Here is a 25,610-nt window from a genome sequence, read left to right as displayed (position 1 = left end):
ACCTAGATCAAAGAATCTGAGAGCATTGGCAGGTGATTCCTTTGCGCTCCGTCTCACTCGCTCTCGCAAGTGTGCTACTCCTTTCTGGCTGCTCAAGTAGTGAAAGCCAGTCAAGCACTTCTGCTGACGCGTCTGATTCTGGGGCCAACTCTCCGGTTGCCCTGGAGATGTGGGTCGATCAGGAACTGACCGAGGTCGCCAACGTGGTTGCCGAGCAGTTCCTGGTCGACACCGGTAATCGGGTGATTGTGGTTGAAAAGCGTTTCTCCGATATTCGCTCCGAACTGCAGGTTTCGGTGCCAGACCTGTTTGTTGGTTCGCACGAATGGACCGACGAATTGGCTCAAGCAGGTCAGGTTGCCAAGCTTGACTCTGGTTTGAACTCTGACATGACTCAGGCTGCAAGCCTTGGTTTTCAATATCGGGGTGAGAGCTACGGGATCCCCTACGCCATTGAGTCTCTGGCGCTAATCTGCGACGAGAACCGCGTGCCGACTCAACCGGCATCGCTCACAGATCTAAATGACATCGGTTACAAAATTGCGCTAAGTCCGGGAAGTGATCCTTACACACTCTTCACCCTGCAGTCATCCTTCGATGTGATGCCGTTAGCCACCGATGAGTTTGGGGACTGGACTCCTGAGACGGGATTCAATAATCCAAACTCAAAGCTTTTCACCGACTGGTTGGGGTCTGAGCGCGAAGCTTTTACCGAGCTTGACTATGGCTCAGCCATCGAGGCGGTCTTGTCGGGAAATCAACCCTGTTTGCTATCGGGCCCCTGGGCTCTGGGATCTCTGCAGACTGACACCTTTACCCCTAAAGTCTTCGAGTTTCCCGCCGTTGGGGAGTTCCCCGCTAGGTCTTTATCAACCGTCAAGGGATTGTTCGTAAGTAGCGGATCGCAAAACCCTGAGCAGGCAAAGCTGCTGGCCTCTTACTTTGCAGATAGCTCAACCCAGCAGCTCATTCAGCTGCAGACCGGTCGCGTTCCGGTTGAGAATTCGGTCATTGAGTCGGTTGAAGATTCCGCCATCGAGGGCTTTGCCAAGGCTGCGAAAAACTCAATTCCTATCCCGGCCTCCTCAATGATGCAGCAGGTTTGGGCTCCCTGGGGCCTTACGTTACGGTCCATTCTGTTTGAAGGGGCCGACCCCACCGAGAGCTGGAGCAGCATGATCTCAAAGTTGGCTGAGGCCTCGCAGTGAAGCTCCCGCTTGCACTGTGGCCACATCACGACGGCTCTGCTCTCTACGTTTCTCCTCAAACTCCCATCCTCGAGGGCAGGGTCAAGCTCAAGATCCGCATTCACCAGAGCATGGGGAAGATTGAGCGGGTCTCGATCCGCCAGAGTGACTCCGGGGAGGGATTTCTTTCCGCTCCTCTGAAGCGTCTTCACACCCGGCACGGTTGGGATTGGTATGAGGGCTTCATCATCATGTTCAACCCCGAGGTCCACTATCGGTTCCTGATTGAGATTTCCAACACCGAGAGCTATTGGCTCAACGGCATTGGGCTTTTTGAACTTGATCAACCAGACCGGGATGACTTTAAGATCAACACTCACCGCCGGCCCCCGAGCTGGGCGAGCGGTGCTGTGATGTATCAGGTGTTTCCCGATCGGTTCGCCAGGAGCCAGGCGGCAGATTCAAGAAAGCTGCCGGATTGGGCCATTGCCCAGGGTTGGTCTGACGAGGTAATTGGTACAGGTCCTGGTACTTCGGAGCAGTTCTTCGGAGGAGACCTAAAGGGCATTGAGCTCCACCTTGATCACCTAAAGCGTTTGGGCGCAACGATTCTTTATCTGACCCCCTTTTTCCCTGCGGGCTCGAACCATCGCTATGACGCTTCAAGCTTTGATGCTGTTGATCCACTTCTCGGGGGCAACGCAGCTTTGAGCTCCTTGGTTCGCGCCGCGCATGACAAGGGCCTAAAGGTCATGGGGGATCTGACCGCTAATCACTCGGGAGACAAACACGAGTGGTTCGTGTCGGCGCATGGAAATCCAAAGGCTCCAGAGAGCGAGTTTTACTACTTTGGCGAGGGGAACAAAACTTACGACAGTTGGTGGGGGGTTCCATCGCTTCCCAAGTTCAACTGGTCCAGCGGTGAGCTCAGAAGAAGGTTTATCCAGGGCAAAAGCTCTGTGGTTGCCAAGTGGCTCAAGGCGCCCTTTGGCTTGGATGGTTGGCGCATAGACGTTGCCAACATGACCGGTCTGATTCGCGAGGATAACTTCAATCGTGAGGTTGCCACAACCATTCGAGAGACCATGGATCAAGTGAATCCGAACACCTTCCTGATCGGAGAATTTACCTCGGATGCTGCAAATCACGTTGAGGGTGACAGTTACCAATCCACCATGACCTATGCCAATTTCACCAGGCCGCTGTGGCGCTGGCTCTGGAATCCCAGCGAAAAGCGCGAGGAGCCGCAGCTTGGCAGAGGCCGAAAGCAAATCACAGCCAAGCAGCTGCTGGAGTTGCACTCCAAGTTTGCTGGCACCTTTCCCTGGCAGCTTCGCATGCACAACCTAAACGCACTCGATACCCACGACACTGGAAGGTTCAAGAGCTTTAGCATCCCTGGGTCGCAACGGGTGGCAGCAGGTTTGCAGTTCACCTTCCCAGGCATTCCAATGATCTTTGCTGGCGATGAGTTTGGCCTGGATGGCTACAACGGCGAAAACTCGAGGACTCCAATTCCTTGGAACGGCGAGCGAGAGTTTGATGCGAGCATGATTGAGACCTATGCGAGACTCTCCAGACTGCGCAAGTCTCATCGGGCTTTGGTAGATGGATCGATGCGCTGGCTCTTTGCCTCGGAGGAGGCCATGGCATTTGCGCGGGAAAACAAAACTGAGACCATTTTGGTAATTGCCACACGGGGCAAGGATCGTCACATTGAGTTTCCAAGAGACGCCCTTGCCCAACCCGAGCAGGCCAAGAACCTATTTGGCAATGGTGAGTTGAGAGTTGTGGGAAACAAAATTCGCTACGAATCAGTGAAGTTAGATTTCCAAATTTGGCGTTTGCCTAGCGCGCATCGCTAGTGCTAATCTTTTGCGGTTGCCTTTTTGGGCACATGCCCCGATAGCTCAGTGGTAGAGCACTTCCATGGTAAGGAAGGGGTCGACAGTTCAATCCTGTCTCGGGGCTCGAGCCACAGTGACTCACTGTAGTTCGTGGCTGAGTAGCTCAGTTGGTTAGAGCGCACGACTCATAATCGTGAGGTCGCGGGATCGAGCCCCGCCTCAGCTACCACTTCCATAAAATGTCAGACCCTTCATCCATGCTTTTGTGATGAAAGCAGTTTTTATAGATGAAAGTAAATCCAAGCGATACCTTGTCTGCGCGGTTTTTGTCGAGTTGGGTGAAACTCCGGTTCTTCGGCGGGCTCTCTATGCGTTGCGGCTAAAGGGGCAAAGCCGAATTCACTTTGTTTCAGAGAGCCCGTCGCGTCGCAGAAAGATTTTGACTGAATTTCGCCGCTTCCCCATCTCGGTGAAGATCTACTCTTCCAATCTTGGTTCCGACAGAGAGGATAGAAAAAAGTGTCTGACTGCTTTGGTTGATGGCCTAAATCCTGAAAAGCACTATCAAATATGGATCGAGCCTGACGCCAACCATCTACGGCAAGATCAAGTGGTGCTTACCCAACAATTGCAGGCCAGGGGCTTCAAGCTCCATGTCGACTTTCACCATGAGGAGTCGCGCAAACTCCCCCTGCTGTGGATTCCTGACGCAATTGTTTGGACATACAACCGCGGCGGAAATTGGACCAAGGAGCTAGACGGTTTCCAGATTGATGTGATTGACCTTTAAAGTCGCAAGCCCAGAACGACGACCGTCCGGAAGTCCCTCTGGGCTCACTACCGCAGGCTCTTGCCCTTGATTTTTAAAGGCTAGCTTCAGCGGCTGACATTTTCAAGTAATTGAGCCGAGAGTTCCCGCTCCTACCAATCGAGCTTGGACTACCCTTGTGGGCATGGTTAACCCAGAGATCCAAGGAAAGCGCTATCCTCGCACACCGAACTATTTGGTTGGCCGGGAAAAGGTTCGCGAATTTGCCAGGGCGGTTATGGCTGGCCCTGAATCGTTAGATCTGGATTACGCGAAGGCCAACGGTCACACTGACCTGGTTGTGCCGCCAACCTTTCCAGTGGTAATTCAGGAGCAGAGCCTGGCCCTTGTGCTCTCAGATCCGCAGTCTCAAATTGACTTCTCCCGTGTGGTTCACGGTGATCAGCGTTTTATCTACCAGCGGCCAATTGTTGCCGGTGACGAACTCACGAGTGAACTGACTGTCGCAAGCGTTAAGTCACTCGGTGGAAATCACATGGTGAGCTTTGAAACCGCAATTTATGACAACGAAGATCAGCTGGTTTGCACTGCCATTTCGACACTGGTTGTGAGGGGTGAGTGATGCCAAATTTCTCAGAGCTTGAGGTAGGGCAAGTTGTTGCAAAGAAGAGCTACCAGCTAACTCGAGACTCGCTAGTTCGGTACGCAGGCGCCTCAGGAGATTTCAACACAATTCACTACCGAGACGACATTGCCCTCAGCGTTGGTCTGCCGGGAGTGCTGGCCCACGGCATGCTCACCATGGGCATTTCGGTTCAACCGGTGGTCGAATGGGCTCAAGACTCAGCCCGCATCGTTGACTTCGGGGTTAGATTCACCAAGCCCGTGGTAGTGCCCGCAAGTGGATTTGCTGAGCTGTTGGTCACCGCTGCAGTCGCTCAACTGGATTCGGAAACCAAGCGAGTTCGCGTGGATTTGACCACGACATTTGAAGAGACCACCGTGCTCGGAAAAGCCCAGGTCTGGGTGCAGCTTTGAGCCTGATTAAACCGGCACCACTGGCTTCTTTCACCACCATGCAGGTTGGGGGAGTCCCAAAGGCCATTCTGAAGTGTGAATCAACCTCCGAGCTCTACCAAGCTGCTCTGGCAGCTTGGGAACAGGACGAGCCATTTCAAATTCTCGGCGGGGGATCCAACACCGTCTTTGCCGATGAGGTTTCAGACCTGAACGTGATTTTGGTTGCAAACAGAGGTATCGAGATCGTCGCCGAAGAGCAGGACTCGGTCTTGGTAAGAGTTCAAGCCGGTGAGGGCTGGGACGAATTTGTCGCCTGGGCGGTTGAGCACGGCTACGCGGGAGTTGAGGCGATGAGCGGCATCCCTGGAACGGTTGGGGCGACCCCGGTTCAAAACGTTGGTGGCTATGGCCAAGAGGTATCCCAGGTCATCACGCAAATCGAATTTCTTGAGCGCGAGAGTCAAGAGGTAGAAATAAAGCCAGCGGAGTTTTTTAGGTTTGAGTATCGGGACAGCGCTCTCAAGCACGGCCTTGAGGGAGTTATTGGCTGGGTTGAATTTAGGCTTCAAAAACTAGGTGGCCTGAGTGTCCACATGGCCTCCGGCCAAATCACCAACCACCTTGGCGCCCCCTACGGCTCTCAGCTTCCGCTTCAGACTGTCAGGGACACGGTCATTGAGCTTCGGTCCGGCAAGGGCATGGTGGTTAGACCCGATGATCCGGCAAGCGTAAGCTGCGGCAGCTTCTTTACAAACCCGGTGGTCAGCAGGCTAAAGGCAATGGACTTTCCGGAGCAGATGCAGAAGTGGGAAATGGACGAGGGTGAGCGGGTCAAACTCTCGGCCGGCTGGCTAATCGAGAATGCCGGCATTCCCAAGGGTTACGCACTTCCCGGCTCTAAAGCGAGAGTGAGCCCCAAACACGCACTGGCAATTACAAACGCAGGGGGAGCCTCAGCCCAGGAGATTATCGAGCTTGCCCGCTACATCCAGGAGCGGGTGGCAGCGAGATGGGGAATCAACTTGATTCCAGAGCCAAATCTGATTGGGTTTTAGCTGATTATGTAATGCATTTGCATTACATTGGTGGCATGAAAAAACTTTGGAAAAAGCTGGCTGAGTCAACGCTGACCGATCGCTACCAAACCACCATTCCCTCACACGTCAGAGCCGAGTTGGGGCTCGAAAAGCGTGACATGATCGAATTTCTAAAATCCGAAGACGGCCACCTAATCCTTCGCAAAAGACAAGCGGAAACACTCGATTCCGAGGAATTTCCGACGGAACTTCTCGCCTGGCTGGATTTTCTCTCCACAGATCACTCCAAGCATCCCAATGAGCTGGTTCGCCTCGATGATGATTTCTTCGCAAAGGCCAAAGAGATGGTTGGGCACTTGGCTGTCGATTTGGACTCGCCCCTGGAGGAGGACTAATTGCAGGTTGGCGCAGCTAACGGCTGGACTTTGGTGGCTGACCGTCACTTTGTTGCCGCCTATCTTGAACTCGAAGCTAGAGCCACGGCTGAGTATGAAAGAGAAATCGTTGGCAAAAACTCAAAGCTTTTGGCAGCTGTCCTGCGACTGGTTCACGAACACATCCCCTCAGATCCGACCGATGCAAAATTCAGACTTGGCGATGCTTTGGGGCCACGGTTTAGATCTTGGTGCCGGGCCAAGTTCCATCAGCGTTACCGATTGTTTTTTCGCTACAACTCAAACTTCAAGGTTGTTGTCTACAGCTGGTTCAATTCACAGGACAATTTACGAAAGGCAGGAAGCAAGAACGACCCATACTCAGTCTTTTGCCTAATGTTGCAGGCAGGAAAGCCGCCCACTGATTTTGGCGAACTATTGAGCTATTTAGCTAAACAGGGTTTGTAGTCGCCTAATGCCGGCCACTAGCTGGTCATCTCCTAGCGCATAGCTGAGACGGACGTATCCGCTGGGACCAAAGGCTTCTCCCGGCACCATGGCAACTTCGGCAGCATCCAGCGCGTAGTCACAAAGTTCGAGCGAGCTGTTAATTTCTTTTCCACCCCAGGTTTTTCCCAAGAGGCCCGAAACATCGCTGTAGATGTAGAAGGCGCCCTTTGGGGTTGGGGTGATTACCGAGGGAACCTTGTTCATCTCGGCTACCGCCAACTTTCTCCTGCGGTCAAATGCAGCAAGCATTTCAGCCACCGGCTGCTGGTCTCCCGTTAGCGCAGCAAGTCCTGCGCGCTGCGAAATGTTGGAGACGTTTGAAGAGAGGTGAGACTGCAGGTTTGAGGCTGCCTTAGCGGCATCGGCCGGTGCAATCATCCAGCCCAATCGCCAACCCGTCATGGCGTAGGTCTTTGCAACACCGTTCACCATGATGGTTCGATCCGCAAGCTCTGGAACCAGTTCGGTGATGGAGTGAGCGTAAAGACCGTCGTAGGTGAGGTTCTGATAAATCTCGTCCGAAACCACCCAGAGGTTTGGCTTTGAAGCCACCCACTCACCAATGGCGAGGACCTCTTCCCTGGTGTAGACCGAACCGGTTGGGTTGGATGGCGAGCACATCAGCAGCGCCTTGGTTTTAGGGGTGTAGTGAGCCTCGAGCTGCTCAACAGTCACTTTGTAGTCCTGGTCACTTCCGGCAAACACATCAACCTGCTTGCCGCCTGCCAGCTTGATTACCTCGGGATAGGTGGTCCAGTAGGGGGTTGGAACCAAAACCTCGTCTTGCGGGTCAAGAATTACTGCAAAGGCCTGATAAACCGCTTGCTTACCGCCGTTAGTCACGATCACCTGGGACGCAGAAACCTTGGTTCCCGAGTCGCGGAGGGTCTTTTCCGCAATCGCCTCTTTGAGCTCTGGAAGTCCAGCTGCCGGTGTGTATCTGTGGTTCTTGGGGTCCATAACCGCCTTGACCGCGGCCTCAACGATGTGTGCGGGAGTTGCGAAATCAGGTTCTCCAGCGGCAAAACTGATGACATCTTTGCCCTCGGCCTTCAAGGCCTTGGCTTTAGCGTCTACCTTCAGTGTGGCAGACTCGGCAATTGCAGCGATGCGCTGGGAAATTCGGTTAGCGGACATGGCTACAAGGATACTTCTTGGCAGCCCACGGGCAACCAAATCTGTCGTTGCACAATAAGACCAAACCCCCTAAACTTTTGGGAGTTGACATCTGCCGAAAACTAATCTGGCGAAAAATCGAATTCTTAGATTCCAATCTAGAAGTCTGTCTTTCCCAGGTGGCACTTGAAACCAAGCCTCGTGCCTGTTCACGGTTGATGGCGATGGCAACTTTAGGGCGGTAGTTCAATTGGTAGAGCAGCGGTCTCCAAAACCGCAAGTTGCAGGTTCGAGTCCTGTCCGCCCTGCGTAATTAGTGAAGGAAGAGAATGTCAGAAGAGACACAGAACGCCTCTGAAGACTTGGTCGAAACTGCGAAGGCAGAGCAGGCCAAGGCTAAGAACCCGATTCAGCGCGCTTCGCTGTTTTTCCGCCAGGTAGTTCAGGAACTTAGCAAGGTCACTAAGCCGACCCGCAAGGAACTGATCAACTACACCGGAGTCGTTCTCGGTTTCGTGGCCGTGGTGATGGCAATCATCTCGGCGCTGGACTGGATCTTCTACAACCTAGTCACCTTCGTATTTGCCGGATAAAAAAGGAATTTTGTGTCAGACCTAAACTTCAGCGACTCCCAGGGCGAGCCAATCGCACTGGCCGAGGACGCTTTGAACGAGAACATTGATCTAGATGCCGTTGACCTTGACGAGGCAGAGGTTGAAGCCGAGCACGAGCTCGACGGTTTCCAGATTGAGGAGGCCCCAGCCGCCAAGGCTGAAGAGGCTGAGTCCGAGGACCCATATCGCAAGTTCCGCCAGGAGCTTCGCGAGATGCCAGGCAAGTGGTACGTGATTCACTCCTACGCCGGCTATGAGCGCCGCGTGAAGCAGAACATTGAGGTTCGTCGCGCAGCCCTTGCCGGTGGGGACCAGGTCTACCAGATCGAAGTTCCAATGGAGGAATCCATTGAGATCAAAAACGGTCAGCGCAAGCTTGTCTCCAAGGTTCGCATCCCCGGTTACGTTCTAATCCGCATGGAAATGACCGAGGACAGCTGGTCGCTGGTTCGCCACACCCCTGCGGTGACCGGTTTCGTTGGCAACAGCCAGCACCCAACTCCGCTTCGCCCAAACGAGGCATTTGAGATGCTCAAGCCACTATTCACCCCGGAGGAGACCGAAGAGGTCAAGAGCGCCAAGGCTTCAATCTCCGGCGGCAAGGCCAAGGGCAAGAGCATTCCGGTCAAGATCGACTTCTCGGTTGGCGAGAGCATCATGATCAAGGACGGCTCATTCGCCGGCCTTCCAGGCACCATCTCGGAGATCAAGCCAGAGTCTGGCAAGGTCACCGTTCTAGTTTCGCTATTCGAGCGTGAGACTCCAGTGGAGCTGTCCTTTGACCAGGTCGGCCCGCTGAACTAATAAGAGAGAAAAGAAAACAACATGGCACCCAAGAAGAAAGTCACCGGTCTGATCAAGCTTCAGATCCAGGCTGGCGCTGCTAACCCAGCACCACCTATCGGACCTGCCCTAGGTCAGCACGGTGTAAACATCATGGAGTTCTGCACCCAGTACAACGCAGCCACCGCTGACCAGCGCGGCAACGTTGTACCGGTTGAGATCACCGTGTATGAAGACCGTTCATTCACCTTCGTCCTGAAGACCCCTCCTGCCGCTGAGCTAATCAAGAAGGCAGCTGGAGTTCCAAAGGGCAGCTCAACCCCTCACACCGTGAAGGTTGCCAAGCTATCGAAGGAGCAGCTGTACAAGATTGCCGAGACCAAGATGAGCGACCTAAACGCCAACGACGTCGACGCAGCAGCCAAGATCATCGCTGGAACCGCCCGCTCCATGGGCATCACCACCGAGCTCTAAACCCAACTAAACAAATAGAAGTCGTGGGAGGGGTTAGCGCCCCTTAGAACCACGAACTGTGACCAAGAAAAAGGAAAAGCAGAATGCCAAAGCGCTCAAAGGCCTATCAGGAGGCCGCAGCAAAGATCGAAGCAGGAAAGCTGCACAACGCCGAAGAGGCCGCAGCCCTAGCGATCGAAACCGCAGGAAAGAAGACCAACTCAACCATCGAGGTTGCCCTCAAGCTTGGAGTGGACCCTCGTAAGGCAGACCAGATGATCCGTGGAACGGTATCCCTTCCACACGGAACTGGAAAGGTAGCCCGAGTTATTGTGTTTGCAAACGGTGCCGCAGCAGACGCAGCTCGTGAGGCTGGAGCCGAAGAGGTCGGCAGTGACGACCTAATCGCCAAGGTTGAGGCTGGATGGGTCGACTTCGATTACGCGGTTGCAACCCCTGACCTGATGGGTAAGGTCGGTCGCCTAGGTAAGGTGCTGGGTCCTCGTAACCTGATGCCAAACCCAAAGACCGGAACCGTAACCATGGACACCGGCAAGGCCGTGACTGACATCAAGGGTGGAAAGATTGACTTCCGCATTGACAAGCAGTCCAACCTGCACTTCATCATCGGCAAGGCCAGCTTCACCCAGACTCAGCTAGCTGAGAACCTGAACGCTGCCATGGACGAGGTTGTGCGACTAAAGCCTTCCACCTCGAAGGGTAAGTACCTGCTCAAGGGTTCGGTAGCGACCACCTTCGGTCCTGGAATCCCATTGGACATGGCAACTTTCAGCTAAAGAGTTTTTAGCCACTTATAAAGCGCCAGTGTGCTTGCGCAATCATCTTGGTTGTATGCAATCACCTGGCGCTTTAGCTTTTCCCGCTCAACCTCGCTGGAGTTCAGGTACTGGTCGTAATACTCCATGGAGCCCATGGCCTCTTTGACATCGCTACTTCTACCAAAGCTGTAAAAAGCCTCGAGCTTTTTGATGCTGTAGCTCTCCTGAGAGATGACTAAAGACTGCTTCACCACCTTGTAGAGATCAACCAGCACCCCTTTTCCAAGGAGTTCCTCAACCTCGGCCTCGAAGCTTCTAAATCTGGCTGCCAATTTCCTAAGCGCGACCTGCTCGTAGTTCGCGTAGTGGTAGATCCGGCAACCGGGGAATTGCTGCTGTAGCGAAAGTGCATGATTCATAAAGGCCTCAAAAGCCAGCCTCTCCTCTACGCGGGTGTCCGCCCAGCGATAGTTGAAGCTCTCATCGGCTGAAGTCCAGCCCCACAGATACTCAAGCCCACCCGGCTCACCAAAGAAGGTGAATCCCTCCAGGTCAAAAAACAAATCTCCCGGGTTTAGTTCCCGCAGCAGCTCCAAGCCGCTTCGATCCAGCACCTCGCAGTAAACCTCACCGGTGTCATAGGTCTTTTGCTGCAGCCTTGCCTGCCTGGCTAATTTCTCAACCTGCTCTTGGCTCAACTTGTCTGTTGGCTCTGAAAAGCCCGCTAGCGCAGCAACGCTCTTCACCCCGCTGCGGTGCAGGGACTCGACCGCAGCTCTGGTGATGCCAGCCACCAACTGCAGGTGGTTGGTTTGCCTGCGCTGGAAGTCACACAGTGCCGGGTATTCGCAGATGTCGCAGTAGCTCGAGGCATCGCAAATCAGGGAGCCGATGTCTTCGATCCGCTGGGGAGGCGAATCTATTACCTCTTCGCAGGCGGCTATGAATTTCTCGCGTTGCGCCACCATTTGAGCGATTAGGACCTCTGAGGAAAATCCAGCTAGCTCGCGCGAACCGAGAATCAAGCCGTGCTCACTTGATGAAGCCAGATTCAAGCTCCTGAGCACATCCGCATAGAGTCCGACCTGCACCTGGTACTCGGGTTTTGGGCTCTGGGACAGCTTGGCATCCCAGGCGCTGTAGCGGTCTGAGTCTGTGCCCAGTTGAACTGCGGTAAGCCCAGAGTCGGTGAAGACCAGCTGGTAGTCGCCACGAACTAAAAAGTCCGGTCTTCCAGAAAAGGGCATGGAGCCAGAACCTCCCTTGAGCACACCCTGGTAAATCACTGGAACGCCTGCACCTATCAGATCCAGGGTCGCCTCCATGGTTTGCTCCTTGGGTGCTGCCACCAAATCTCCAAGGTTTGCAACCAGTTCTCGCTCCAGGTCGGCCTCAAATCTCATGCCGTAGGTGATGGCTAGGTTCTGGGGCTTTTGATAAAACTGTGCGAGAAGTGCCCCAAGCTCCGGCACCTCAAGCTCGCGAGCAACCGAAAGTGCGGTGCAGTGCGAGCACTGGGCGCGCATCAAATCTCTTGAATCAAACCAGATTTCCCTGCCGCGCTTTTTCACGCTTCCTAGTCTGGCGCTTAGCCCTGACAGCTGGAACCCTGCAACACCAGAGATCGTGGAAAAGGAACGCACCTGAACCCCAAGGATCTGTGATTGCTCAAGTCGAGCTAGATTTTTTGCTAAACAGCCTCGGGTGAGGCATGCAAAATGAGCGATGCCAGTTTTTTCAGGCTTTGGTTTTCAGTTTTCAAAAATAAAAATCCTGTGCGATCTAATTGGGTTGCAAGTCGGCTTCATTCCAAGGAGCCTTGCAGTCGAGCAGTAGTCTCCCGCAGCGAGGGGGGCTCGCAGCCTTTGCGCTCACAGACTATGCCGGCAGCCACAACTGCCACGGCTGCCGAGGCCCTGAGGTCCTCTGCGCTCAGCCGCTCAATGCGCATGCTGGGGTTAGAACCCAGTCCGTCTCTTTGTGAAAGCTCGGCAAGGAAATTAGCCATGAAGGTGTCACCTGCACCCACGGTGTCGACCAGAGAAATCTTTGGCGCTGGAACCCTCACCTTGTTGCCGTGGTGAAAAATATCCGCACCCTCCGAGCCTCTGGTGATCAAAACCAACTTGCTATTTTCCGCCCAGGAGAATGCAATCTCATCCAAATTGCTGCCCTCCGGGAGATCGTATAGCCACTCGATGTCGGCATCCGAGGCCTTGATGATGTGGCTGAAGCTGTTGATTCGAAGCACTCGCTCAAGCTCAACTTCTCGATCAAAACCCAGTGCCGAGCGAATGTTCAGATCATGACTAAGAGTGACGGACCCAGCATCAGCGAGACCCTTGAGCCAGTTTTCGATTACTAGGTTCCCGGGACCAATGGCCATACCCAGGCAGCCGTACTGAACCGCTTTTGCCCCAAGCTCTGAGACTTTTGCCTGGGTTGGCAGCTCCTGCTCGGTCCAGCCCCAATCGGCGGTTCCGTCAACATAGAAGCTGTAGGAGGCAACCCCTTGGCGGTCAATTGTCGCAACCGCAAGGCTGGTTTGCTCGCTGGCTGCAACGCTGAGGCCGAGGCCAACAGAGTTGGAAGCCAGGTGGTTTCTGATTTGCTTTCCAAAACCATCGCTTGATATTCGTCCCAGAAACTGCTGCGGTTCGCCCCTGCGGGCCAAAGCCAGCGCGACATTGGCATTGGCTCCGCCAACCACCGCGACATACTGACCTGCTTCACCCTCGGTGCCAATCAGGTCAATCAGGGCCTCACCAATTACCAGAATCATGCGCTAAGTCTAGGCTTAGAGCATGAGCAACTCTCAAGCACCAAAGACTGCAATCCAACTGCCACTGATCGGGCTAGGTTTTGCCTGGGCCATGCTGATGCTCTCCCAGTACCTGGACCTCTACATTCAGCAGACCTTGTATACCGAAGACGGCAAGGCCATCTTCCCGGAAGTCCAGCTGCAGTGGAGCGTCTATACCACTTTGATCGGAATCACTGGAGCAGCCCTGCTGTCCCTGCTGGGTCAGAAGGTCGCGCTATCGGAGCGTGCCGAAAACGATTCGGCCCTAGCCCTGAGCGCGCACCGCTTTACCAACCTGTTTGTGATTCTCTCGCTGGTGGCAGGTGCAATTTTTGCCATCGGCAACTTCCTCGGGGCATTCAACGACTACGACTCTCGCGATGCCAGCCCGTGGATCAGGATTGTGGGGGTCTACGTCCCAATCATCCTTGCCACCGCACTGGTGGTCTACGTGCTACTGAGCGCCTTTGTGTTCCGCAAGGATGCACCCGATTTGCAGGGCGAGGAGCGCGATGAGGAGCGGGCTAAGCTGCAGCGCTACGTTGGCCTCGCCTATGCGGTGCCAATCATTGGAACTGCCATCGCAATCATCTTTGGGCTGGTGGTTTACGACACCACCAGAACCACGCTGGACGTTTGGATTTGGGTAATCATTCAGGCCATCATCGCCGTCTCAATCACCATCGGCACCACCTTTGCCTCCAGGGCAAAGTCATCCAGACCCCTGCCACCCAAGGAGCGCAAAACTGGAACCGCTGCCGTGAATCTAAACCTGGTGCTCTCAATTCTGTTCGGCAGCGTGGTGTCCGTGATGGCATTCACATTCGGTTTTAGCGCCATTGAGAACCTCAGAATCTGGCCCGAGTGGCGAGAGGACATGACCCCCGAGCAGCAGCAGCCTTACATCGAAGCTGTCTCAGTTGAGTGGCTGGTGCAGGACTTCCTACCCGCGGTTGTGCTGCTGCTACTTGCCACCATCGGTATTTACCGCATGGTCATTACCCGCCACCGGGAGACAAATGCGTAGTTACTTCAAGGGACTGCTGTTTGATAACGACGGAGTCCTAGTTGATTCCATGCCCGGTGCCATTAGTGCTTGGCGCACCTGGGGTGAAAAGTACCACCCGGGTTTTGAGCTCACTTCCGACCACCACGGAAAGCGAGCCCAGGATCTCGTGCTATCCATGATGGGCGCAGAGCTATTCAAAGAGGCCGATGACTACATCAATTCACTCGAGCAGGAACTCGCTCACCTAACGATTCCCTTGGCCGGTTCGGTTGAACTAACCACCTCCATGAAACCAGGAACTTGGACCGTGGTCACAAGTGCCAACCCAAACCTTGCCAGGGCCAGGCTCACCGCAGCTGGAATTCCAATTCCAGCTGAGATTGTCACGGCTTGGGATGTTGAAAAGGGCAAGCCGGATCCGGAGCCCTATCTCAAGGGCGCTAGCAACCTTGGTTTTGATATCGCCGATTGCGTTGTTTTCGAGGACGCGGCCTCCGGCATCCAAGCCGGTCTGGATGCCGGTGCCGGGCTTCTGGTTGGAGTCACCGAGCACGCCTTAGACACCAAGGCGGACATTGTGGTTCGCAGCCTTGCAGGAATAACCTTTCAGGACGGCGAATTAGTAATTCCAGACAACATCAGATTGAGGTAATCAAATGGCAGAAATCGAGTTCTACGGAGCAGACTGGTGCGGCGACTGCAGAAGGTCAAAAGCCTTGCTGAACACCCTCGGGGTTGAGTTTGAAATGCACGACGTTGAGCAAAGTGCCGAGGAAGCCGAGAAGGCCAAGGCCATCTCCGGCCGAACCAACATTCCTGTAATTAAATTTGCCGATGGCACTCACCTTGTGGAGCCATCTGACGCAGTGCTGCACGCAGAGCTCAAGCTCCGCGGCATCATTGCCTAAATTTGGTCCTATCTTTTTATTCCCTGAGCCCCTAGGCTAAGAACCTCGTAGTGCTAGAGGAAACCGTCCTTGGGCACGCCCCTAAGGAATCCTCAAAAATGCCAAAAGATTTTTCCGCGCCTTCGCGCGCGTCCAGGCCAGCAGCTGCTGGTAAAAAACGAGCTGTTGCTCCCAAGTGGGAGTCTTCCCGCTCGGAAGCTCCAGCCAAGCGCGATGGCCGCAAGGGCTACGCCTCCAACAAGGGTGACTATGTCCCTAAGGCAGAGCGCAGCTTTGACCCAGAGCGCAAGCCAAGAGCTGCCAAAGACTTCGACCCAGAGCGCAAGCCAAGGGCAAGCCGCGAGTTTGAGGCAGATCGCAAGCCACGCACCACGCGCGATTTTGACCCAAGCCGCAAGAGCTACTCGAGTGAGCGCCCAGACCGAGTTGCCAGGGACAATGACCGCAACCGCAGCTTCGAAGGCGCTCGCGCCAAGAGCTCTACCGGCAAGACCTTCTCTCAGGACGTCAAGCTTGAGAAGCTCGAGAGCGCCACTGAGGCAGCTAGCTTCGCAACCTTCCAGGAGATGGATCTTCCAGAGCGACTGACCCAGGAGCTTGCCAAGATGGGTGCTGCAGCACCTTTCCCAATCCAGGCCGCAACCATCCCGGTTGCCATGGCTGGAAGAGATGTGCTGGGCCGAGGTAAGACCGGTTCGGGCAAGACCATTGCCTTCGGCGTTCCGCTGATTGCCATGCTGGCTGCCCAGGGCAACCAGCCTCGCAAGCCACTAAAGCCAAAGGCCCTGGTCCTAGCACCAACCCGTGAGCTAGCAGACCAGATTGATCGCACGCTCTCCCAGCTTGCAAAGAGCGTTGGCTTCTACACCACTACCATCTACGGTGGTGTGCCTCAGTTCCGTCAGGAGCAGGCGCTTAAGCGCGGTGTTGACATCGCGATCGCCACCCCGGGCAGACTTGAAGACCTAATGGCTCAGGGCTTAGTTGATCTGTCTGAGTGTGAGCGCATTGTTTTGGATGAGGCTGACCACATGTGTGAGCTGGGCTTTGTTGAGCCGGTAACCCGCATCCTGGAGGCCACCGGAGACTCTCAGAAGCTGCTGTTCTCCGCCACTTTGGACAAGCAGGTTGCCAGCCTGGTCAAGCGCTTCATGCCAAACCCATACGTCTACGAGGTACCGGGTGAGGTAAACGAGTCTTCTGACATCGATCACATTGTGCTAACCATGGAGCCAAAGGACCGCTCACAGGTTTTCCACCGCCTAGTTCAGGGTGAGGGAAAGAGCATCGTGTTCGTTCGCACCAAGGCCACCGCCGAGGCACTTTCTCAGTCGCTAAACGATGCCGGAGTCTCTACCGCTCGTTTGCACGGAGATCTAAACCAAGCACAGCGCACCAGAAACCTAGAGCGCTTCACCCACGGCGCAGCCAGGGTCATGATCGCCACTGACTTAGCAGCTCGCGGTATTCACGTTGACGATGTCAAGCTAGTAATTCAGCTTGACCTCCCAGAGGAGTACAAGACCTACCTGCACCGTGCCGGCCGCACCGGCCGTGCCGGTCGCTCCGGAACCGTGGTCTCTCTGGTTCCACTGGGCCGCACCCGCAAGGTTGAGGGTCTTCTGGAGCGTGCCGACCGCGAAGCCAAGTATGTTCACGTCACCGCAGGTGACAAGTTTGTTGCCGATCTAGCTGGCCCAATTGCCCCGCCACCGGTAGTGGACTCTCTGGACTTTGGAGACTCTCGCTTTGAGAGCACCAACAAGTCCGCGGTGAAAAAGAACTTGCGCGAGCGCCACAGCGGAAATAAGCTATACGCAGCCAAAGACCGCCGGTTTCGGCAAAGGTAATCCCAGATAACTTCTAGGTTCACCTGCGCTGACTAAGGTTCACGAAAGTGAAGGCCCGCGCAGGTGAATGTATGAAGCTTTCTTAGCTCCGAACGTTTACTTGCGTTCGGAGTTTTTTATTTTCGGTTTCAACCGGCACCAAACAACAAGGAGTGCCATGGCAGACAAGAAGGCTAAGGTTGCCGAGCTTACGACCTCGTTCGCAAGCTCAAACGCAATCATCCTTACTGAATACCGCGGACTCTCGGTGACTCAGCTCAAAGAGCTGCGTCGCTCATTGGCCAATGACGCAACCTACGTAGTTGCAAAGAACACCCTTCTAACCATTGCAGCAAAGGATGCGGGAGTTTCCGCATTTGATGGCCAGCTTGCTGGTCCATCCGCAATGGCTTTTGTTCACGGTGACCCAGTCTCCGTTGCAAAAGCACTGAAGGATTTCGCAAAGGCTAACCCGCTGCTAGTGGTAAAGACCGGTGTCATGGATGGCATTGCTCTTTCCGAGGCAGATGTTAAGAAGCTTGCAGACCTCGAGTCCCGCGAAGTACTACTGGCCAAGGCCGCTGGTGCTCTAAAGGCCTCGCTGTTCAAGGCTGCCTACACCTTCAACGCCCTTCCTTCGGGAACGGTTCGCGTTGTAGACGCGCTGCGTCAAAAGCAAGAGTCCAACTAAAACGTACAAACCCATTAGGAGAAACAAATGGCAAAGCTAACTGCCGACCAGCTCATTGAGGCATTCAAGGAGCTAACCCTGATCGAGCTTTCCGAGTTCGTCAAGAAGTTCGAAGAGGTCTTCGAGGTTTCCGCCGCCGCTCCAGTAGCAGTAGCAGCCGCAGCTGCAGCTCCTGCTGAGGCAGCTGAGGAGAAGACTGAGTTCGACGTAGTCCTAGAGGCTGCTGGCGACCAGAAGATCCAGGTCATCAAGGAGGTTCGTGCAATCACCAACCTCGGCCTAGGTGAGGCTAAGGCTCTAGTTGATGGTGCACCTGCAACCATCCTCGAGGGTGTAAAGAAGGAAGCCGCTGAGGACGCCAAGGCAAAGCTTGAGGCTGCCGGTGGCAAGGTTACCCTGAAGTAACTTCCCCAAAAGATTGAACCCCGCAGAGCAATCTGCGGGGTTTTTCCTTTTCCCTCGTTGCACCACACCCCAAATGGACCAACCGCCTAATCTGATGCTGTGATGCTCAAACGTCTTAGCCCGCTACTGATCTGCATCGCACTGGTTATGCCGGCCCAGCCCGCAGCCGCCCAACCCACACCTGAATCCATTTCGGTCTCCGGTTCTAACCAGATTCCAATTAACGGCCTGGTCAAACTTGCAGGCCCAGAACTTTCTCAGGTCAGAAAAGTTTTGATAGACGGTGTTCCGGCAAGTTTCATTGCAAACTCCCAGAACCTCATAACCATCAGAGTCCCCATGGGGGTTGAACCAGGTGATGCCAGCATCACCCTGGAGGGGGGTTTCGGCAAGACCAGTCTCGGCAACCTATTTGAGATCACCGCTTTTGATCTCCCACCGGATGCCAAGATCACAGTGGGGAGTTTCTCCGGCTACGCCGCCCTCTACACAAAGAACTACCAGTCCAGACGGCTTTCATTCAAGATCGGCTCAACTTGGCGAGTAGTTGAAAAACTGCCTGACAACTTCACTGCCAACCTCACTAGGGTCGGCTCCGGAACCACCGTTACCGTCACCGTCTACATCGACAGAGAACTCGTGAGGGTTCAACAAATCCAGGTCCGGTAGTTGGTGGCTTTTCGTGCCTAATCACCTCACCTGGCCCAGCTCTGGCTCATCGGATCTTCGCATTCAACGGAATGCTCTAGAGCCTAAGCAACACCAAGCTTGCAGCCATCACTGCAACACCGGCGATGAAACCGTAGACGGTTAGGTGTCCGCGGGCCGAGTTTCTTGCGGTTGGGAGCAGGGTGTCGATGGCGAGAAACACCATCACCCCGCCCACCATGGCAAAGATGACTCCCAGCGAGAATGAATTCAGAAACTGGGCCAAAAGCAGATAGCCAATCACAGCACCCACGGGTTCGGCAAGGCCGGAGAGAAAGCTGAGCCGAAAGGCTTTGGCGCGGGATTTGGTGGCGTAGTAGACGGGAACCGAGACCGCGATGCCCTCGGGAATGTTGTGCATGGCAACTGCAATCGCGAGTGCGATACCTATCTCTGGGTCATCCAGCACCAAAAGGAAGGTTGCAAGGCCCTCAGGGAAGTTGTGGATGGCGATGGCTAGGGCGACAAACAGTCCGGTGCGCAGAAGCGCTTTGTTAGCTCGGTTTTCGCTCTTGGCCTGAGACTCACCCAGCAGTTCGACCTCAGTGTTCTCATGGGGGTTGGCTCCAGAGGGAACCAGTGCATCGATCACGGCCATCACAATCATGCCTGCTACCAAAGCGGCCGCGGCAATCCCCATGGCCGCGGTTTCCCCGGTCGTTTCTTGAATGTATTTGGTTGATTTCGGGAGGATCTCAACAAACGACAGATACAGCATTACGCCGGCGGAAAAGCCCATCGCAACGGCAAAAAAAGACTTGTTTGTGGTCTTGGTGAAAAATGCCAGGGCCGAACCGATTCCGGTTGCAAGGCCAGCCCCGAGGGTGACGGCAAACGCCAGTATCAGTGCGCTATCCACTTCACTCCTCTCGGGGCTAAAAAAGCCGGCTAATCGCTTAGCCGGCCTAGTTAGTTGTTTTGTCTAGTTAGTGCTTGCCGCCGCAGCCGCAAGTGTCTTTACCGCAATTGCAGTCCATGTTGCTTCCTTTCTAGAAGTCCCAGTCGTCGTCAGTGGTGGCTTCGTGCTTACCGATTACGTAAGAGGAGCCAGAGCCGGAGAAGAAGTCGTGGTTCTCGTCGCTCGCTGGGCTCAGGGCGCTGAGAATAGCTGGCGAGACCTGGCAGTCATCCTTCGGGAACAGCGGGTCAAAACCAAGATTCATCAGGGCCTTGTTGCCGTTGTAGTGCAGGAACTGCTTGACGTCGTGGGTTAGCCCAATTTCGTCGTAGAGGTCTGCGGTGTACTTGATTTCGTTCTCATACAGCTCAAGCAGCAGGTCATAGGCGTATGCCTTGAGCTCCTCCTGTCGGGCAGTGGTTGACTCGTTGTAGCCCAGCTGGAACTTGTAACCGATGTAGTAACCGTGGATGGCCTCATCACGAATGATCAGGCGAATCAGGTCGGCGGTGTTGGTGAGCTTGGCGCGAGAGGACCAGTACATCGGCAGGTAGAAGCCGGAGTAGAACAGGAAGGACTCCAGCAGGGTGGAGGCAACCTTGCGCTTCAGCGGGTCATCACCGCGGTAGTAGCCCAGGATGATTTCGGCCTTCTTCTGCAGGTAAGGGTTGTCCTCGGACCAGCGGAATGCCTCATCAATTTCATTGGTCGAGCACAGCGTTGAGAACACGCTGGAGTAGCTCTTGGCGTGGACCGACTCCATGAAGGCGATGTTGGTGATGACAGCCTCCTCGTGCGGGGTTCTGGCATCCGGCATCAGGCTCATTGAACCCACGGTGCCCTGGATGGTGTCCAGCATGGTCAGTCCGGTGAAGACGTGCATGGTCAGCTTCTGCTCGTGTGGACGCAGAGTGCCCCAAGACTGAACGTCGTTGGACAGTGGCACCTTCTCAGGCAGCCAGAAGTTCTGGGTTAGTCGGTTCCAAACGTCGATGTCGACGGAGTCTTCGATCTTGTTCCAGTTGATTGGACGGGTAATCAGTTTGGTTGCCATTTTGATTTCCTTCTTCCTAAAGCATGCAGCTGACGCAGTTTTCGACCTCGGTGCCCTCTAGGGCAGCCTGGCGAATGCGAATGTAGTAGATGGTCTTGATGCCCTTTTTCCAGGCGTAGATCTGTGCTTTGTTGACATCGCGTGTGGTTGCGGTGTCCTTGAAGAACAGGGTTAGTGACAGACCCTGGTCTACGTGCTGGGTTGCAGCGGCGTAGACGTCGATGATCTTCTCCGGTCCAACCTCGTAGGCGTCCTCGTAGTACTCCCAGGTCTCCTCCGAAAGGAATGGAGCTGGGTAGTAAACGCGGCCTAGCTTGCCCTCCTTGCGAACCTCAATGCGAGATGCAATGGGGTGGATTGAGCTGGTGGAGTTGTTGATGTAGGAGATGGAACCGGTTGGTGGGACCGCCTGCAGGTTCTGGTTGTAGATTCCGTGCTTCATGACCGAAGCTTTCAGCTCGGTCCAGTCGGCTTGGGTTGGAATCGCAACGTTTGCCTTGGCAAACAGTTCCTTGGTCTTCTCGGTGGTTGGTGCCCATGCCTGGTCGATGTACTTGTTGAAGTACTCACCCGAGGCATACTGCGAGTTCTCGAAGTTGTGGAAGTAACTGCCGCGCTCAATTGCAATCTTGTTCGAAGCCTTGAGGGCGTGGTAGACCACGGTATAGAAGTACATGTTGGTGAAGTCAATCGACTCTTCAGAGCCGTAGTGGACCTTCTCGCGAGCTAGGTAGCCGTGCAGGTTCATCTGACCCAGACCAATTGCGTGGCTCTTGTGGTTTCCATCCGAGATGCTTCTTACGCTCTCGATGTTTGACATGTCAGAAACCGCGGTCAGGGCGCGAATTGCAGTCTCAATGGTTAGGCCAATGTTGCCACCATCCATTGCCAGGGCAATGTTCATGGAGCCGAGGTTGCAGGAGATGTCCTTGCCGATCTCGTCGTAGCTAAGGTCCTGGTTGTAGGTAGTCGGGGTGTTGACCTGCAGGATCTCGGAGCAGAGGTTTGACATGTTGATGCGACCCTGAATTGGGTTGGCCTTGTTTACGGTGTCCTCGTACATGACGTATGGGTAGCCGGACTCAAACTGCAACTCAGCGATTCGCTCAAAGAGCTCACGAGCCTTGATCTTGGACTTGCGGATTCTTGGGTCATCCACCATCTCGGCGTACTTCTCGGTTACAGAAATGTCGCCGAATGGCACTCCGTAGACCTTCTCCACGTCGTAAGGGGAGAACAGGTACATGTCCTCGCCGTTCTTGGCAAGCTCAAGGGTGATGTCCGGAACCACAACACCGATGGATAGGGTCTTGATACGGATTTTCTCGTCGGCGTTCTCACGCTTGGTGTCCAAAAAGCGCATGATGTCTGGGTGGTGGGCGTTTAGGTAAACCGCACCGGCACCCTGGCGAGCACCTAGCTGGTTGGCGTAGGAGAAGCTGTCTTCCAGAAGCTTCATAACCGGAATGATGCCGGAGGACTGACCCTCAATCTTCTTGATTGGAGCGCCGTACTCACGGACGTTGGAAAGGCTGAGTGCAACACCACCGCCACGCTTTGAAAGCTGCAGGGCAGAGTTGATGCCGCGCGCGATCGACTCCATGTTGTCTTCGATGCGAAGTAGGAAGCAGGAGACGAATTCACCGCGCTGCTTCTTGCCGCAGTTCAGGAAGGTTGGGGTAGCTGGCTGAAAACGACCGGAGATGATCTCCTCAACCAGGTTGATGGCCATCGCCTCATCGCCAGCTGCCAAAGTTAGAGCAACCATGACCACTCGGTCCTCGAAGCGCTCCAGGTAGCGGGTGCCATCGAAGGTCTTCAGGGCGTAGCCGGTGTAGAACTTGTAGGCACCCATGAATGCCTCGAAGCGGAACTTCTTGGAGTAGGCCAACTTCTCGAGCTGCTCGATAAATTCAAATGAGTACTGGTTGAGGATTTCCTCCTCGTAGTACTCGTTTTCCACCAGGTAGTCCAGACGCTCCTTCAGGCTGTGGAAGAAGACGGTGTTTTGGTTTACGTGGTCCAGGAAGTACTTGCGGACTGCCAGCTTGTCCTTCTCGAGCTGCAGCTTCTCGCCCTCGCCCCAGAGGTTGATCATGGCGTTGAGGTCCTGATAGCTCATTGAGCTTTCAATGGACTGCTTGCCAACTAGGTTGCCCTTGTCGTCTGCTACCTCTACGAGTTGGTTTGCCATAGCGTGACCAGCCTTTCTTTTACTTCAATTACGTCTTCTGGGGTGCCAGTGACCTCGAACCGGTAGAGCACCGGAACCCCGAGTTTGCTGGCGACTATGTCGCCGGCCTTGCAGAAGTGAGAACCAAAATTGGTGTTTCCCCCGGCAATAACCGCCTTGATGTGTTTCCGGTTTTCCGGATTGTTCAAGAATTTGATTACCTGTTTTGGAACAGTTGATTCATCGTTCCCGCCACCGTAGGTGGGCACTACCAAGACACTGTCCCGATCGTGTTCAAACTTTGCTGCCTCTTCGGACCTCAGTGGGATCCGAACCGCATTTGCCCCTAGCTTGTCGACGAACCGCTTGGTGTTTTCTGAGACGCTCGAGAAATAAACCAAATCGAACATCTCAGGAGTCCTTAGCTAGGCGGAGATTGCTTGGATCTTGTCCATGCGGAAACCACTCCAGTGCTCGTCGCCTGCGACTACAACTGGGGCAGCGGTGTAACCCATGGTCTTGACCATTTCCAAGGCCACTGGGTCTTGAGACATGTCGACTTCGGCATACTCAATCTGGTTACGCTGCAGCATGCGCTTGGTGCTGTCGCACTGTACGCAGGCTGGGAGCGTGTAAACGGTCACCGCCATTGGTGTTCCTCCTGGTTCGAGGGGTCCGAAAACCCCGGTTTTTATCAAATTTGAGACAAATTTTTCGCAAATCGCGGATTTACTACATTAGCACTTAACCACTACATCTAGTAGTGACACGTGATTTTTTTCTCTTATTTAGTTATTTCTCGAACATTAACCCACAACTTGAACTTTAAGGCCGTAGCAACTCCCGCGTGTCGCGGGATGTTCACCTAATTTGCCAAAAAGTAATTTCTACTCGTTGTAGAATTAGCCCATCGAGAGCCGGAAAAGTCTCTCCTGACCCCCTGACAAGGATCTGAATTCATGAAGAAAATTGCGTTACTTTTGGCCGCTGCACTGGCTCTTACCGGTTGCACCGCGAATAGCCAAGAAATGGCAAAGCCGGAGATTGAAGTGACAGATGTCTGGATCAAGTCTTCAGAGACCTCGGTTACCGGCGGAATGACCGCAGTCTTTGGCACCATAACCAACAACACCGACCAGGAGATTGTCCTGGTGGGCGGTGCCACCGAGGTTGCCGGCGTGGTTGAGATTCACGAGATGGCGATGTCCGGCGGAGAAATGGTGATGCAGGCAATTGAAGGTGGCTTGGTGATTCCAGCTGGCGAGAGCGCGACCCTGGAGCCGGGTGGCAACCACATGATGCTGATGGACCTAAAGACAGATGTTGTTGCCGGTGACGAAATTGCTGTCACTTTTGATTTTGGGACAGTTGACCTGACAATTGAGTCGGTCGTTGCAAAACCAACCGTCGGTGGCGATGAGGACTACCACTCAGAAGAGGGCATGGATCACTAATTGGTTTCCCGCAGAGGCTTCCTAACCGGGTCTGCCGTAGCCGCTACCGCTGCCGTTTCAGCTACGGCCGGCTCGGTGGCTGCGGCTCAGGTGGCGGCCGAATCGGCCGAGAGCGCAACGGCCAAGCGCTCACTGGAGTTTTTCGGTGAGCACCAGATGGGCATTGAGGTTCCTATCCAGGCAGTCACCAACATGGTGGCGTTTGATTTGCTCGAGGGAACCAACCTCGCAGACATGCTGCGCTGGATGGGGTTGATTACCGATGACATTGAGCGCCTTGCCAAGGGTGAACCGGTATTGGCAGACCCATCCCCAGAGCTCTCTATGGGCGCTGCAAGCTTCAGTGCCTATGTCGGGTTTGGGCCAAGCCTGTTTCAAAAGCTCAACCTGCCAATGCCGCCGGGGCTAATTGAACTCCCGGCTTTTTCTATCGATGCGCTGCGCTCGGAATTCTCTGGGGGAGATGTGTTGATTCACGCTGCCGCTGATGATCCAGTTGTTCTCAGTCACGGGGTTCGCTCGCTGGTTCGAGACTCGCTGCCCTTTGCCAAGGTGCGGTGGAATCAGGCTGGTTTTTCTCACACCCCAGGCATGGTTCCCTCGGGAGTGACCCACCGAAATCTGATGGGTCAGGTTGACGGCACCGCCAACCCGGTGCTTGGCTCCAACGAATTCGACTTAACGGTATGGGCAGACGGCGGACCTGAGTGGATGGTTGGCGGCACCTACCTGGTATTCAGGCGCATCGCCATGAACCTTGATAGCTGGGACCAGCTGGGCACCGCCAGTAAAGAAGAGTCGGTGGGCAGAAGGCTCGCAAGTGGTGCTCCGCTCACCGGAGAAAAGGAATCGGATCTCCCAGACTATGAGGCAAGGACCGCTGCGGGCCTAAAGGTCATTCCTGACTTCGCACACATTCGTAGGGCCTCGGATTCTGGAACGGCAGCCCCAATATTCCGCAGACCATTTAGCTACGAGGAGCAGATCACAGCTGAGGGCTCTATGGATGTTGGTTTGCTTTGGTGCGCTTACCAGCGCGACATCGCCACTCAGTACCTACCGATGCAGCAGAGGCTCGACGAGCTGGACCTGCTGAACCGCTGGACCCTGCCAATCGGCTCTGCCACTTTCGCAATCCCAAGGGGTGTAGCGCCGGGGGAAGTTATCGCCCAGGCGCTATTCTCTTAGT

At 54.7% G+C, this 25,610-nt stretch carries 29 protein-coding genes and 3 tRNA genes; 24 read left to right on the top strand and 8 right to left on the bottom strand.

Annotated elements, in window-relative coordinates; genetic code table 11:
* Positions 1 to 41: 41 nt before the first annotated feature.
* From HRU87_RS06195 to HRU87_RS06150, 10 genes are all read left to right on the top strand, one after another.
* Entirely contained in the window at positions 42 to 1,208 is a 1,167-nt protein-coding gene (locus HRU87_RS06195; RefSeq protein ID WP_173494044.1) for a sugar ABC transporter substrate-binding protein, read from the top strand.
* Positions 1,205 to 3,052 (top strand): glycoside hydrolase family 13 protein, encoded by a 1,848-nt coding sequence (locus HRU87_RS06190; RefSeq protein WP_173494043.1) that lies wholly within the window; start codon positions 1,205 to 1,207, stop codon positions 3,050 to 3,052. Before HRU87_RS06195 ends, HRU87_RS06190 begins: the two co-directional genes overlap by 4 nt.
* Positions 3,053 to 3,086: 34 nt before the next feature.
* Positions 3,087 to 3,158: transfer RNA gene (locus tag HRU87_RS06185), tRNA-Thr, on the top strand.
* 28 nt (positions 3,159 to 3,186) lie between these two features.
* A tRNA-Met gene (locus tag HRU87_RS06180) sits at positions 3,187 to 3,263 on the top strand.
* 39 nt (positions 3,264 to 3,302) lie between these two features.
* The gene (locus tag HRU87_RS06175; RefSeq protein WP_173494042.1) at positions 3,303 to 3,824 is read left to right on the top strand and encodes a hypothetical protein; all 522 of its coding nucleotides are present in this window, start codon (positions 3,303 to 3,305) and stop codon (positions 3,822 to 3,824) included.
* Positions 3,825 to 3,987: 163 nt separating this feature from the next.
* Positions 3,988 to 4,425 carry an FAS1-like dehydratase domain-containing protein gene (locus HRU87_RS06170; RefSeq protein ID WP_173494041.1) on the top strand — a complete coding sequence of 146 codons (438 nt, stop codon included), beginning with the start codon at positions 3,988 to 3,990 and terminating at the stop codon, positions 4,423 to 4,425.
* Positions 4,425 to 4,841 (top strand): MaoC family dehydratase, encoded by a 417-nt coding sequence (locus HRU87_RS06165; RefSeq protein ID WP_173494040.1) that lies wholly within the window; start codon positions 4,425 to 4,427, stop codon positions 4,839 to 4,841. The genes HRU87_RS06170 and HRU87_RS06165 overlap by 1 nt, the downstream gene beginning before the upstream one ends.
* On the top strand, positions 4,838 to 5,878 hold the full coding sequence (locus HRU87_RS06160) for a UDP-N-acetylmuramate dehydrogenase (RefSeq protein ID WP_173494039.1): 1,041 nt from the start codon (positions 4,838 to 4,840) through the stop codon (positions 5,876 to 5,878). Before HRU87_RS06165 ends, HRU87_RS06160 begins: the two co-directional genes overlap by 4 nt.
* A 35-nt stretch (positions 5,879 to 5,913) precedes the next feature.
* Positions 5,914 to 6,255 carry a type II toxin-antitoxin system PrlF family antitoxin gene (locus HRU87_RS06155; protein WP_173494038.1) on the top strand — a complete coding sequence of 114 codons (342 nt, stop codon included), beginning with the start codon at positions 5,914 to 5,916 and terminating at the stop codon, positions 6,253 to 6,255.
* Positions 6,256 to 6,702 (top strand): type II toxin-antitoxin system YhaV family toxin, encoded by a 447-nt coding sequence (locus HRU87_RS06150; RefSeq protein ID WP_173494037.1) that lies wholly within the window; start codon positions 6,256 to 6,258, stop codon positions 6,700 to 6,702.
* Here HRU87_RS06150 and HRU87_RS06145 read toward each other — a convergent pair.
* Complete coding sequence (locus HRU87_RS06145; protein ID WP_173494036.1) at positions 6,682 to 7,881, bottom strand: pyridoxal phosphate-dependent aminotransferase; 1,200 nt, start codon at positions 7,879 to 7,881, stop codon at positions 6,682 to 6,684. The genes HRU87_RS06150 and HRU87_RS06145 overlap by 21 nt on opposite strands.
* A 214-nt stretch (positions 7,882 to 8,095) precedes the next feature.
* On the opposite strand from HRU87_RS06145, the gene HRU87_RS06140 reads away from it, so the two are divergent.
* From HRU87_RS06140 to rplA, 5 genes are all read left to right on the top strand, one after another.
* Positions 8,096 to 8,168: transfer RNA gene (locus HRU87_RS06140), tRNA-Trp, on the top strand.
* Positions 8,169 to 8,189: 21 nt separating this feature from the next.
* On the top strand, positions 8,190 to 8,453 hold the full coding sequence (gene secE / locus HRU87_RS06135; RefSeq protein ID WP_173494035.1) for a preprotein translocase subunit SecE: 264 nt from the start codon (positions 8,190 to 8,192) through the stop codon (positions 8,451 to 8,453).
* Between the two features lie 12 nt (positions 8,454 to 8,465).
* The gene (nusG, locus tag HRU87_RS06130) at positions 8,466 to 9,278 is read left to right on the top strand and encodes a transcription termination/antitermination protein NusG (RefSeq protein WP_173494034.1); all 813 of its coding nucleotides are present in this window, start codon (positions 8,466 to 8,468) and stop codon (positions 9,276 to 9,278) included.
* Between the two features lie 21 nt (positions 9,279 to 9,299).
* A complete protein-coding gene (gene rplK, locus HRU87_RS06125) occupies positions 9,300 to 9,731 on the top strand; it encodes a 50S ribosomal protein L11 (RefSeq protein ID WP_173494033.1) in 432 nt (143 codons plus the stop codon).
* An 83-nt stretch (positions 9,732 to 9,814) separates the two neighbouring features.
* Positions 9,815 to 10,507, top strand: a complete 693-nt coding sequence (rplA, locus tag HRU87_RS06120; RefSeq protein ID WP_173494032.1) for a 50S ribosomal protein L1 — start codon at positions 9,815 to 9,817, stop codon at positions 10,505 to 10,507.
* Here rplA and HRU87_RS06115 read toward each other — a convergent pair.
* Together HRU87_RS06115 and HRU87_RS06110 are read right to left on the bottom strand one after the other, a co-directional pair.
* Positions 10,504 to 12,132, bottom strand: coding sequence for a TM0106 family RecB-like putative nuclease (locus tag HRU87_RS06115; protein ID WP_173494031.1), 1,629 nt, complete (start codon positions 12,130 to 12,132; stop codon positions 10,504 to 10,506). The genes rplA and HRU87_RS06115 overlap by 4 nt on opposite strands.
* A 161-nt stretch (positions 12,133 to 12,293) precedes the next feature.
* Positions 12,294 to 13,271, bottom strand: coding sequence for a PfkB family carbohydrate kinase (locus tag HRU87_RS06110; protein WP_173494030.1), 978 nt, complete (start codon positions 13,269 to 13,271; stop codon positions 12,294 to 12,296).
* Positions 13,272 to 13,293: 22 nt separating this feature from the next.
* On the opposite strand from HRU87_RS06110, the gene HRU87_RS06105 reads away from it, so the two are divergent.
* From HRU87_RS06105 to HRU87_RS06075, 7 genes are all read left to right on the top strand, one after another.
* Entirely contained in the window at positions 13,294 to 14,319 is a 1,026-nt protein-coding gene (locus tag HRU87_RS06105; RefSeq protein ID WP_173494029.1) for a hypothetical protein, read from the top strand.
* Complete coding sequence (locus HRU87_RS06100; RefSeq protein ID WP_173494028.1) at positions 14,312 to 14,953, top strand: HAD-IA family hydrolase; 642 nt, start codon at positions 14,312 to 14,314, stop codon at positions 14,951 to 14,953. The genes HRU87_RS06105 and HRU87_RS06100 overlap by 8 nt, the downstream gene beginning before the upstream one ends.
* A 4-nt stretch (positions 14,954 to 14,957) precedes the next feature.
* Positions 14,958 to 15,209 (top strand): glutaredoxin family protein, encoded by a 252-nt coding sequence (locus HRU87_RS06095; protein WP_173494027.1) that lies wholly within the window; start codon positions 14,958 to 14,960, stop codon positions 15,207 to 15,209.
* A 98-nt stretch (positions 15,210 to 15,307) separates the two neighbouring features.
* Entirely contained in the window at positions 15,308 to 17,059 is a 1,752-nt protein-coding gene (locus HRU87_RS06090) for a DEAD/DEAH box helicase (protein ID WP_173494026.1), read from the top strand.
* 157 nt (positions 17,060 to 17,216) lie between these two features.
* The gene (gene rplJ, locus HRU87_RS06085) at positions 17,217 to 17,729 is read left to right on the top strand and encodes a 50S ribosomal protein L10 (protein ID WP_173494025.1); all 513 of its coding nucleotides are present in this window, start codon (positions 17,217 to 17,219) and stop codon (positions 17,727 to 17,729) included.
* A 27-nt stretch (positions 17,730 to 17,756) separates the two neighbouring features.
* Positions 17,757 to 18,134 carry a 50S ribosomal protein L7/L12 gene (rplL, locus tag HRU87_RS06080; RefSeq protein WP_173494024.1) on the top strand — a complete coding sequence of 126 codons (378 nt, stop codon included), beginning with the start codon at positions 17,757 to 17,759 and terminating at the stop codon, positions 18,132 to 18,134.
* Positions 18,135 to 18,233: 99 nt separating this feature from the next.
* The gene (locus HRU87_RS06075; RefSeq protein ID WP_173494023.1) at positions 18,234 to 18,803 is read left to right on the top strand and encodes a hypothetical protein; all 570 of its coding nucleotides are present in this window, start codon (positions 18,234 to 18,236) and stop codon (positions 18,801 to 18,803) included.
* Positions 18,804 to 18,879: 76 nt separating this feature from the next.
* Here the strand turns inward: HRU87_RS06075 and zupT are convergent, their stop codons facing one another.
* The 5 genes from zupT to nrdH all read right to left on the bottom strand — a co-directional run bounded on the left by zupT (position 18,880) and on the right by nrdH (position 23,617).
* Positions 18,880 to 19,701, bottom strand: coding sequence for a zinc transporter ZupT (zupT, locus tag HRU87_RS06070; protein ID WP_173494022.1), 822 nt, complete (start codon positions 19,699 to 19,701; stop codon positions 18,880 to 18,882).
* Between the two features lie 130 nt (positions 19,702 to 19,831).
* Complete coding sequence (gene nrdF / locus HRU87_RS06065; RefSeq protein ID WP_173494021.1) at positions 19,832 to 20,794, bottom strand: class 1b ribonucleoside-diphosphate reductase subunit beta; 963 nt, start codon at positions 20,792 to 20,794, stop codon at positions 19,832 to 19,834.
* A 16-nt stretch (positions 20,795 to 20,810) separates the two neighbouring features.
* Entirely contained in the window at positions 20,811 to 22,916 is a 2,106-nt protein-coding gene (gene nrdE / locus HRU87_RS06060) for a class 1b ribonucleoside-diphosphate reductase subunit alpha (RefSeq protein ID WP_246247385.1), read from the bottom strand.
* A gap of 53 nt (positions 22,917 to 22,969) precedes the next feature.
* Positions 22,970 to 23,377, bottom strand: a complete 408-nt coding sequence (gene nrdI, locus HRU87_RS06055) for a class Ib ribonucleoside-diphosphate reductase assembly flavoprotein NrdI (RefSeq protein ID WP_173494019.1) — start codon at positions 23,375 to 23,377, stop codon at positions 22,970 to 22,972.
* 15 nt (positions 23,378 to 23,392) lie between these two features.
* Complete coding sequence (gene nrdH, locus HRU87_RS06050; protein ID WP_173494018.1) at positions 23,393 to 23,617, bottom strand: glutaredoxin-like protein NrdH; 225 nt, start codon at positions 23,615 to 23,617, stop codon at positions 23,393 to 23,395.
* Between the two features lie 309 nt (positions 23,618 to 23,926).
* Between nrdH and HRU87_RS06045 the strand changes: the two genes are divergently transcribed.
* Entirely contained in the window at positions 23,927 to 24,421 is a 495-nt protein-coding gene (locus HRU87_RS06045; protein ID WP_173494017.1) for a copper chaperone PCu(A)C, read from the top strand.
* On the top strand, positions 24,422 to 25,609 hold the full coding sequence (locus HRU87_RS06040; RefSeq protein ID WP_173494016.1) for a Dyp-type peroxidase: 1,188 nt from the start codon (positions 24,422 to 24,424) through the stop codon (positions 25,607 to 25,609).
* The last annotated feature ends 1 nt before the right edge of the window (position 25,610 follow it).

This window comes from Aquiluna borgnonia (assembly GCF_013283855.1).
Classification (GTDB): domain Bacteria; phylum Actinomycetota; class Actinomycetes; order Actinomycetales; family Microbacteriaceae; genus Aquiluna; species Aquiluna borgnonia.
The sequence above is the reverse complement of the archived record's forward strand: the minus strand, read 5'-3'. Positions and strand labels throughout refer to the sequence as shown.

Excerpts from the sequence above, each read along its gene's own strand:
- HRU87_RS06175 (WP_173494042.1), top strand. The coding sequence starts at position 3,303 with ATGAAAGCAGTTTTTATAGATGAAAGTAAATCCAAGCGATACCTTGTC.
- HRU87_RS06170 (WP_173494041.1), top strand. The coding sequence starts at position 3,988 with ATGGTTAACCCAGAGATCCAAGGAAAGCGCTATCCTCGCACACCGAAC.
- HRU87_RS06165 (WP_173494040.1), top strand. The coding sequence starts at position 4,425 with ATGCCAAATTTCTCAGAGCTTGAGGTAGGGCAAGTTGTTGCAAAGAAG.
- HRU87_RS06155 (WP_173494038.1), top strand. The coding sequence starts at position 5,914 with ATGAAAAAACTTTGGAAAAAGCTGGCTGAGTCAACGCTGACCGATCGC.
- HRU87_RS06145 (WP_173494036.1), bottom strand. The coding sequence starts at position 7,881 with ATGTCCGCTAACCGAATTTCCCAGCGCATCGCTGCAATTGCCGAGTCT.
- secE (WP_173494035.1), top strand. The coding sequence starts at position 8,190 with ATGTCAGAAGAGACACAGAACGCCTCTGAAGACTTGGTCGAAACTGCG.
- rplK (WP_173494033.1), top strand. The coding sequence starts at position 9,300 with ATGGCACCCAAGAAGAAAGTCACCGGTCTGATCAAGCTTCAGATCCAG.
- rplA (WP_173494032.1), top strand. The coding sequence starts at position 9,815 with ATGCCAAAGCGCTCAAAGGCCTATCAGGAGGCCGCAGCAAAGATCGAA.
- HRU87_RS06110 (WP_173494030.1), bottom strand. The coding sequence starts at position 13,271 with ATGATTCTGGTAATTGGTGAGGCCCTGATTGACCTGATTGGCACCGAG.
- HRU87_RS06105 (WP_173494029.1), top strand. The coding sequence starts at position 13,294 with ATGAGCAACTCTCAAGCACCAAAGACTGCAATCCAACTGCCACTGATC.
- HRU87_RS06100 (WP_173494028.1), top strand. The coding sequence starts at position 14,312 with ATGCGTAGTTACTTCAAGGGACTGCTGTTTGATAACGACGGAGTCCTA.
- HRU87_RS06095 (WP_173494027.1), top strand. The coding sequence starts at position 14,958 with ATGGCAGAAATCGAGTTCTACGGAGCAGACTGGTGCGGCGACTGCAGA.
- HRU87_RS06090 (WP_173494026.1), top strand. The coding sequence starts at position 15,308 with ATGCCAAAAGATTTTTCCGCGCCTTCGCGCGCGTCCAGGCCAGCAGCT.
- rplJ (WP_173494025.1), top strand. The coding sequence starts at position 17,217 with ATGGCAGACAAGAAGGCTAAGGTTGCCGAGCTTACGACCTCGTTCGCA.
- rplL (WP_173494024.1), top strand. The coding sequence starts at position 17,757 with ATGGCAAAGCTAACTGCCGACCAGCTCATTGAGGCATTCAAGGAGCTA.
- nrdF (WP_173494021.1), bottom strand. The coding sequence starts at position 20,794 with ATGGCAACCAAACTGATTACCCGTCCAATCAACTGGAACAAGATCGAA.
- nrdE (WP_246247385.1), bottom strand. The coding sequence starts at position 22,916 with ATGAGCTATCAGGACCTCAACGCCATGATCAACCTCTGGGGCGAGGGC.
- nrdI (WP_173494019.1), bottom strand. The coding sequence starts at position 23,377 with ATGTTCGATTTGGTTTATTTCTCGAGCGTCTCAGAAAACACCAAGCGG.
- nrdH (WP_173494018.1), bottom strand. The coding sequence starts at position 23,617 with ATGGCGGTGACCGTTTACACGCTCCCAGCCTGCGTACAGTGCGACAGC.
- HRU87_RS06045 (WP_173494017.1), top strand. The coding sequence starts at position 23,927 with ATGAAGAAAATTGCGTTACTTTTGGCCGCTGCACTGGCTCTTACCGGT.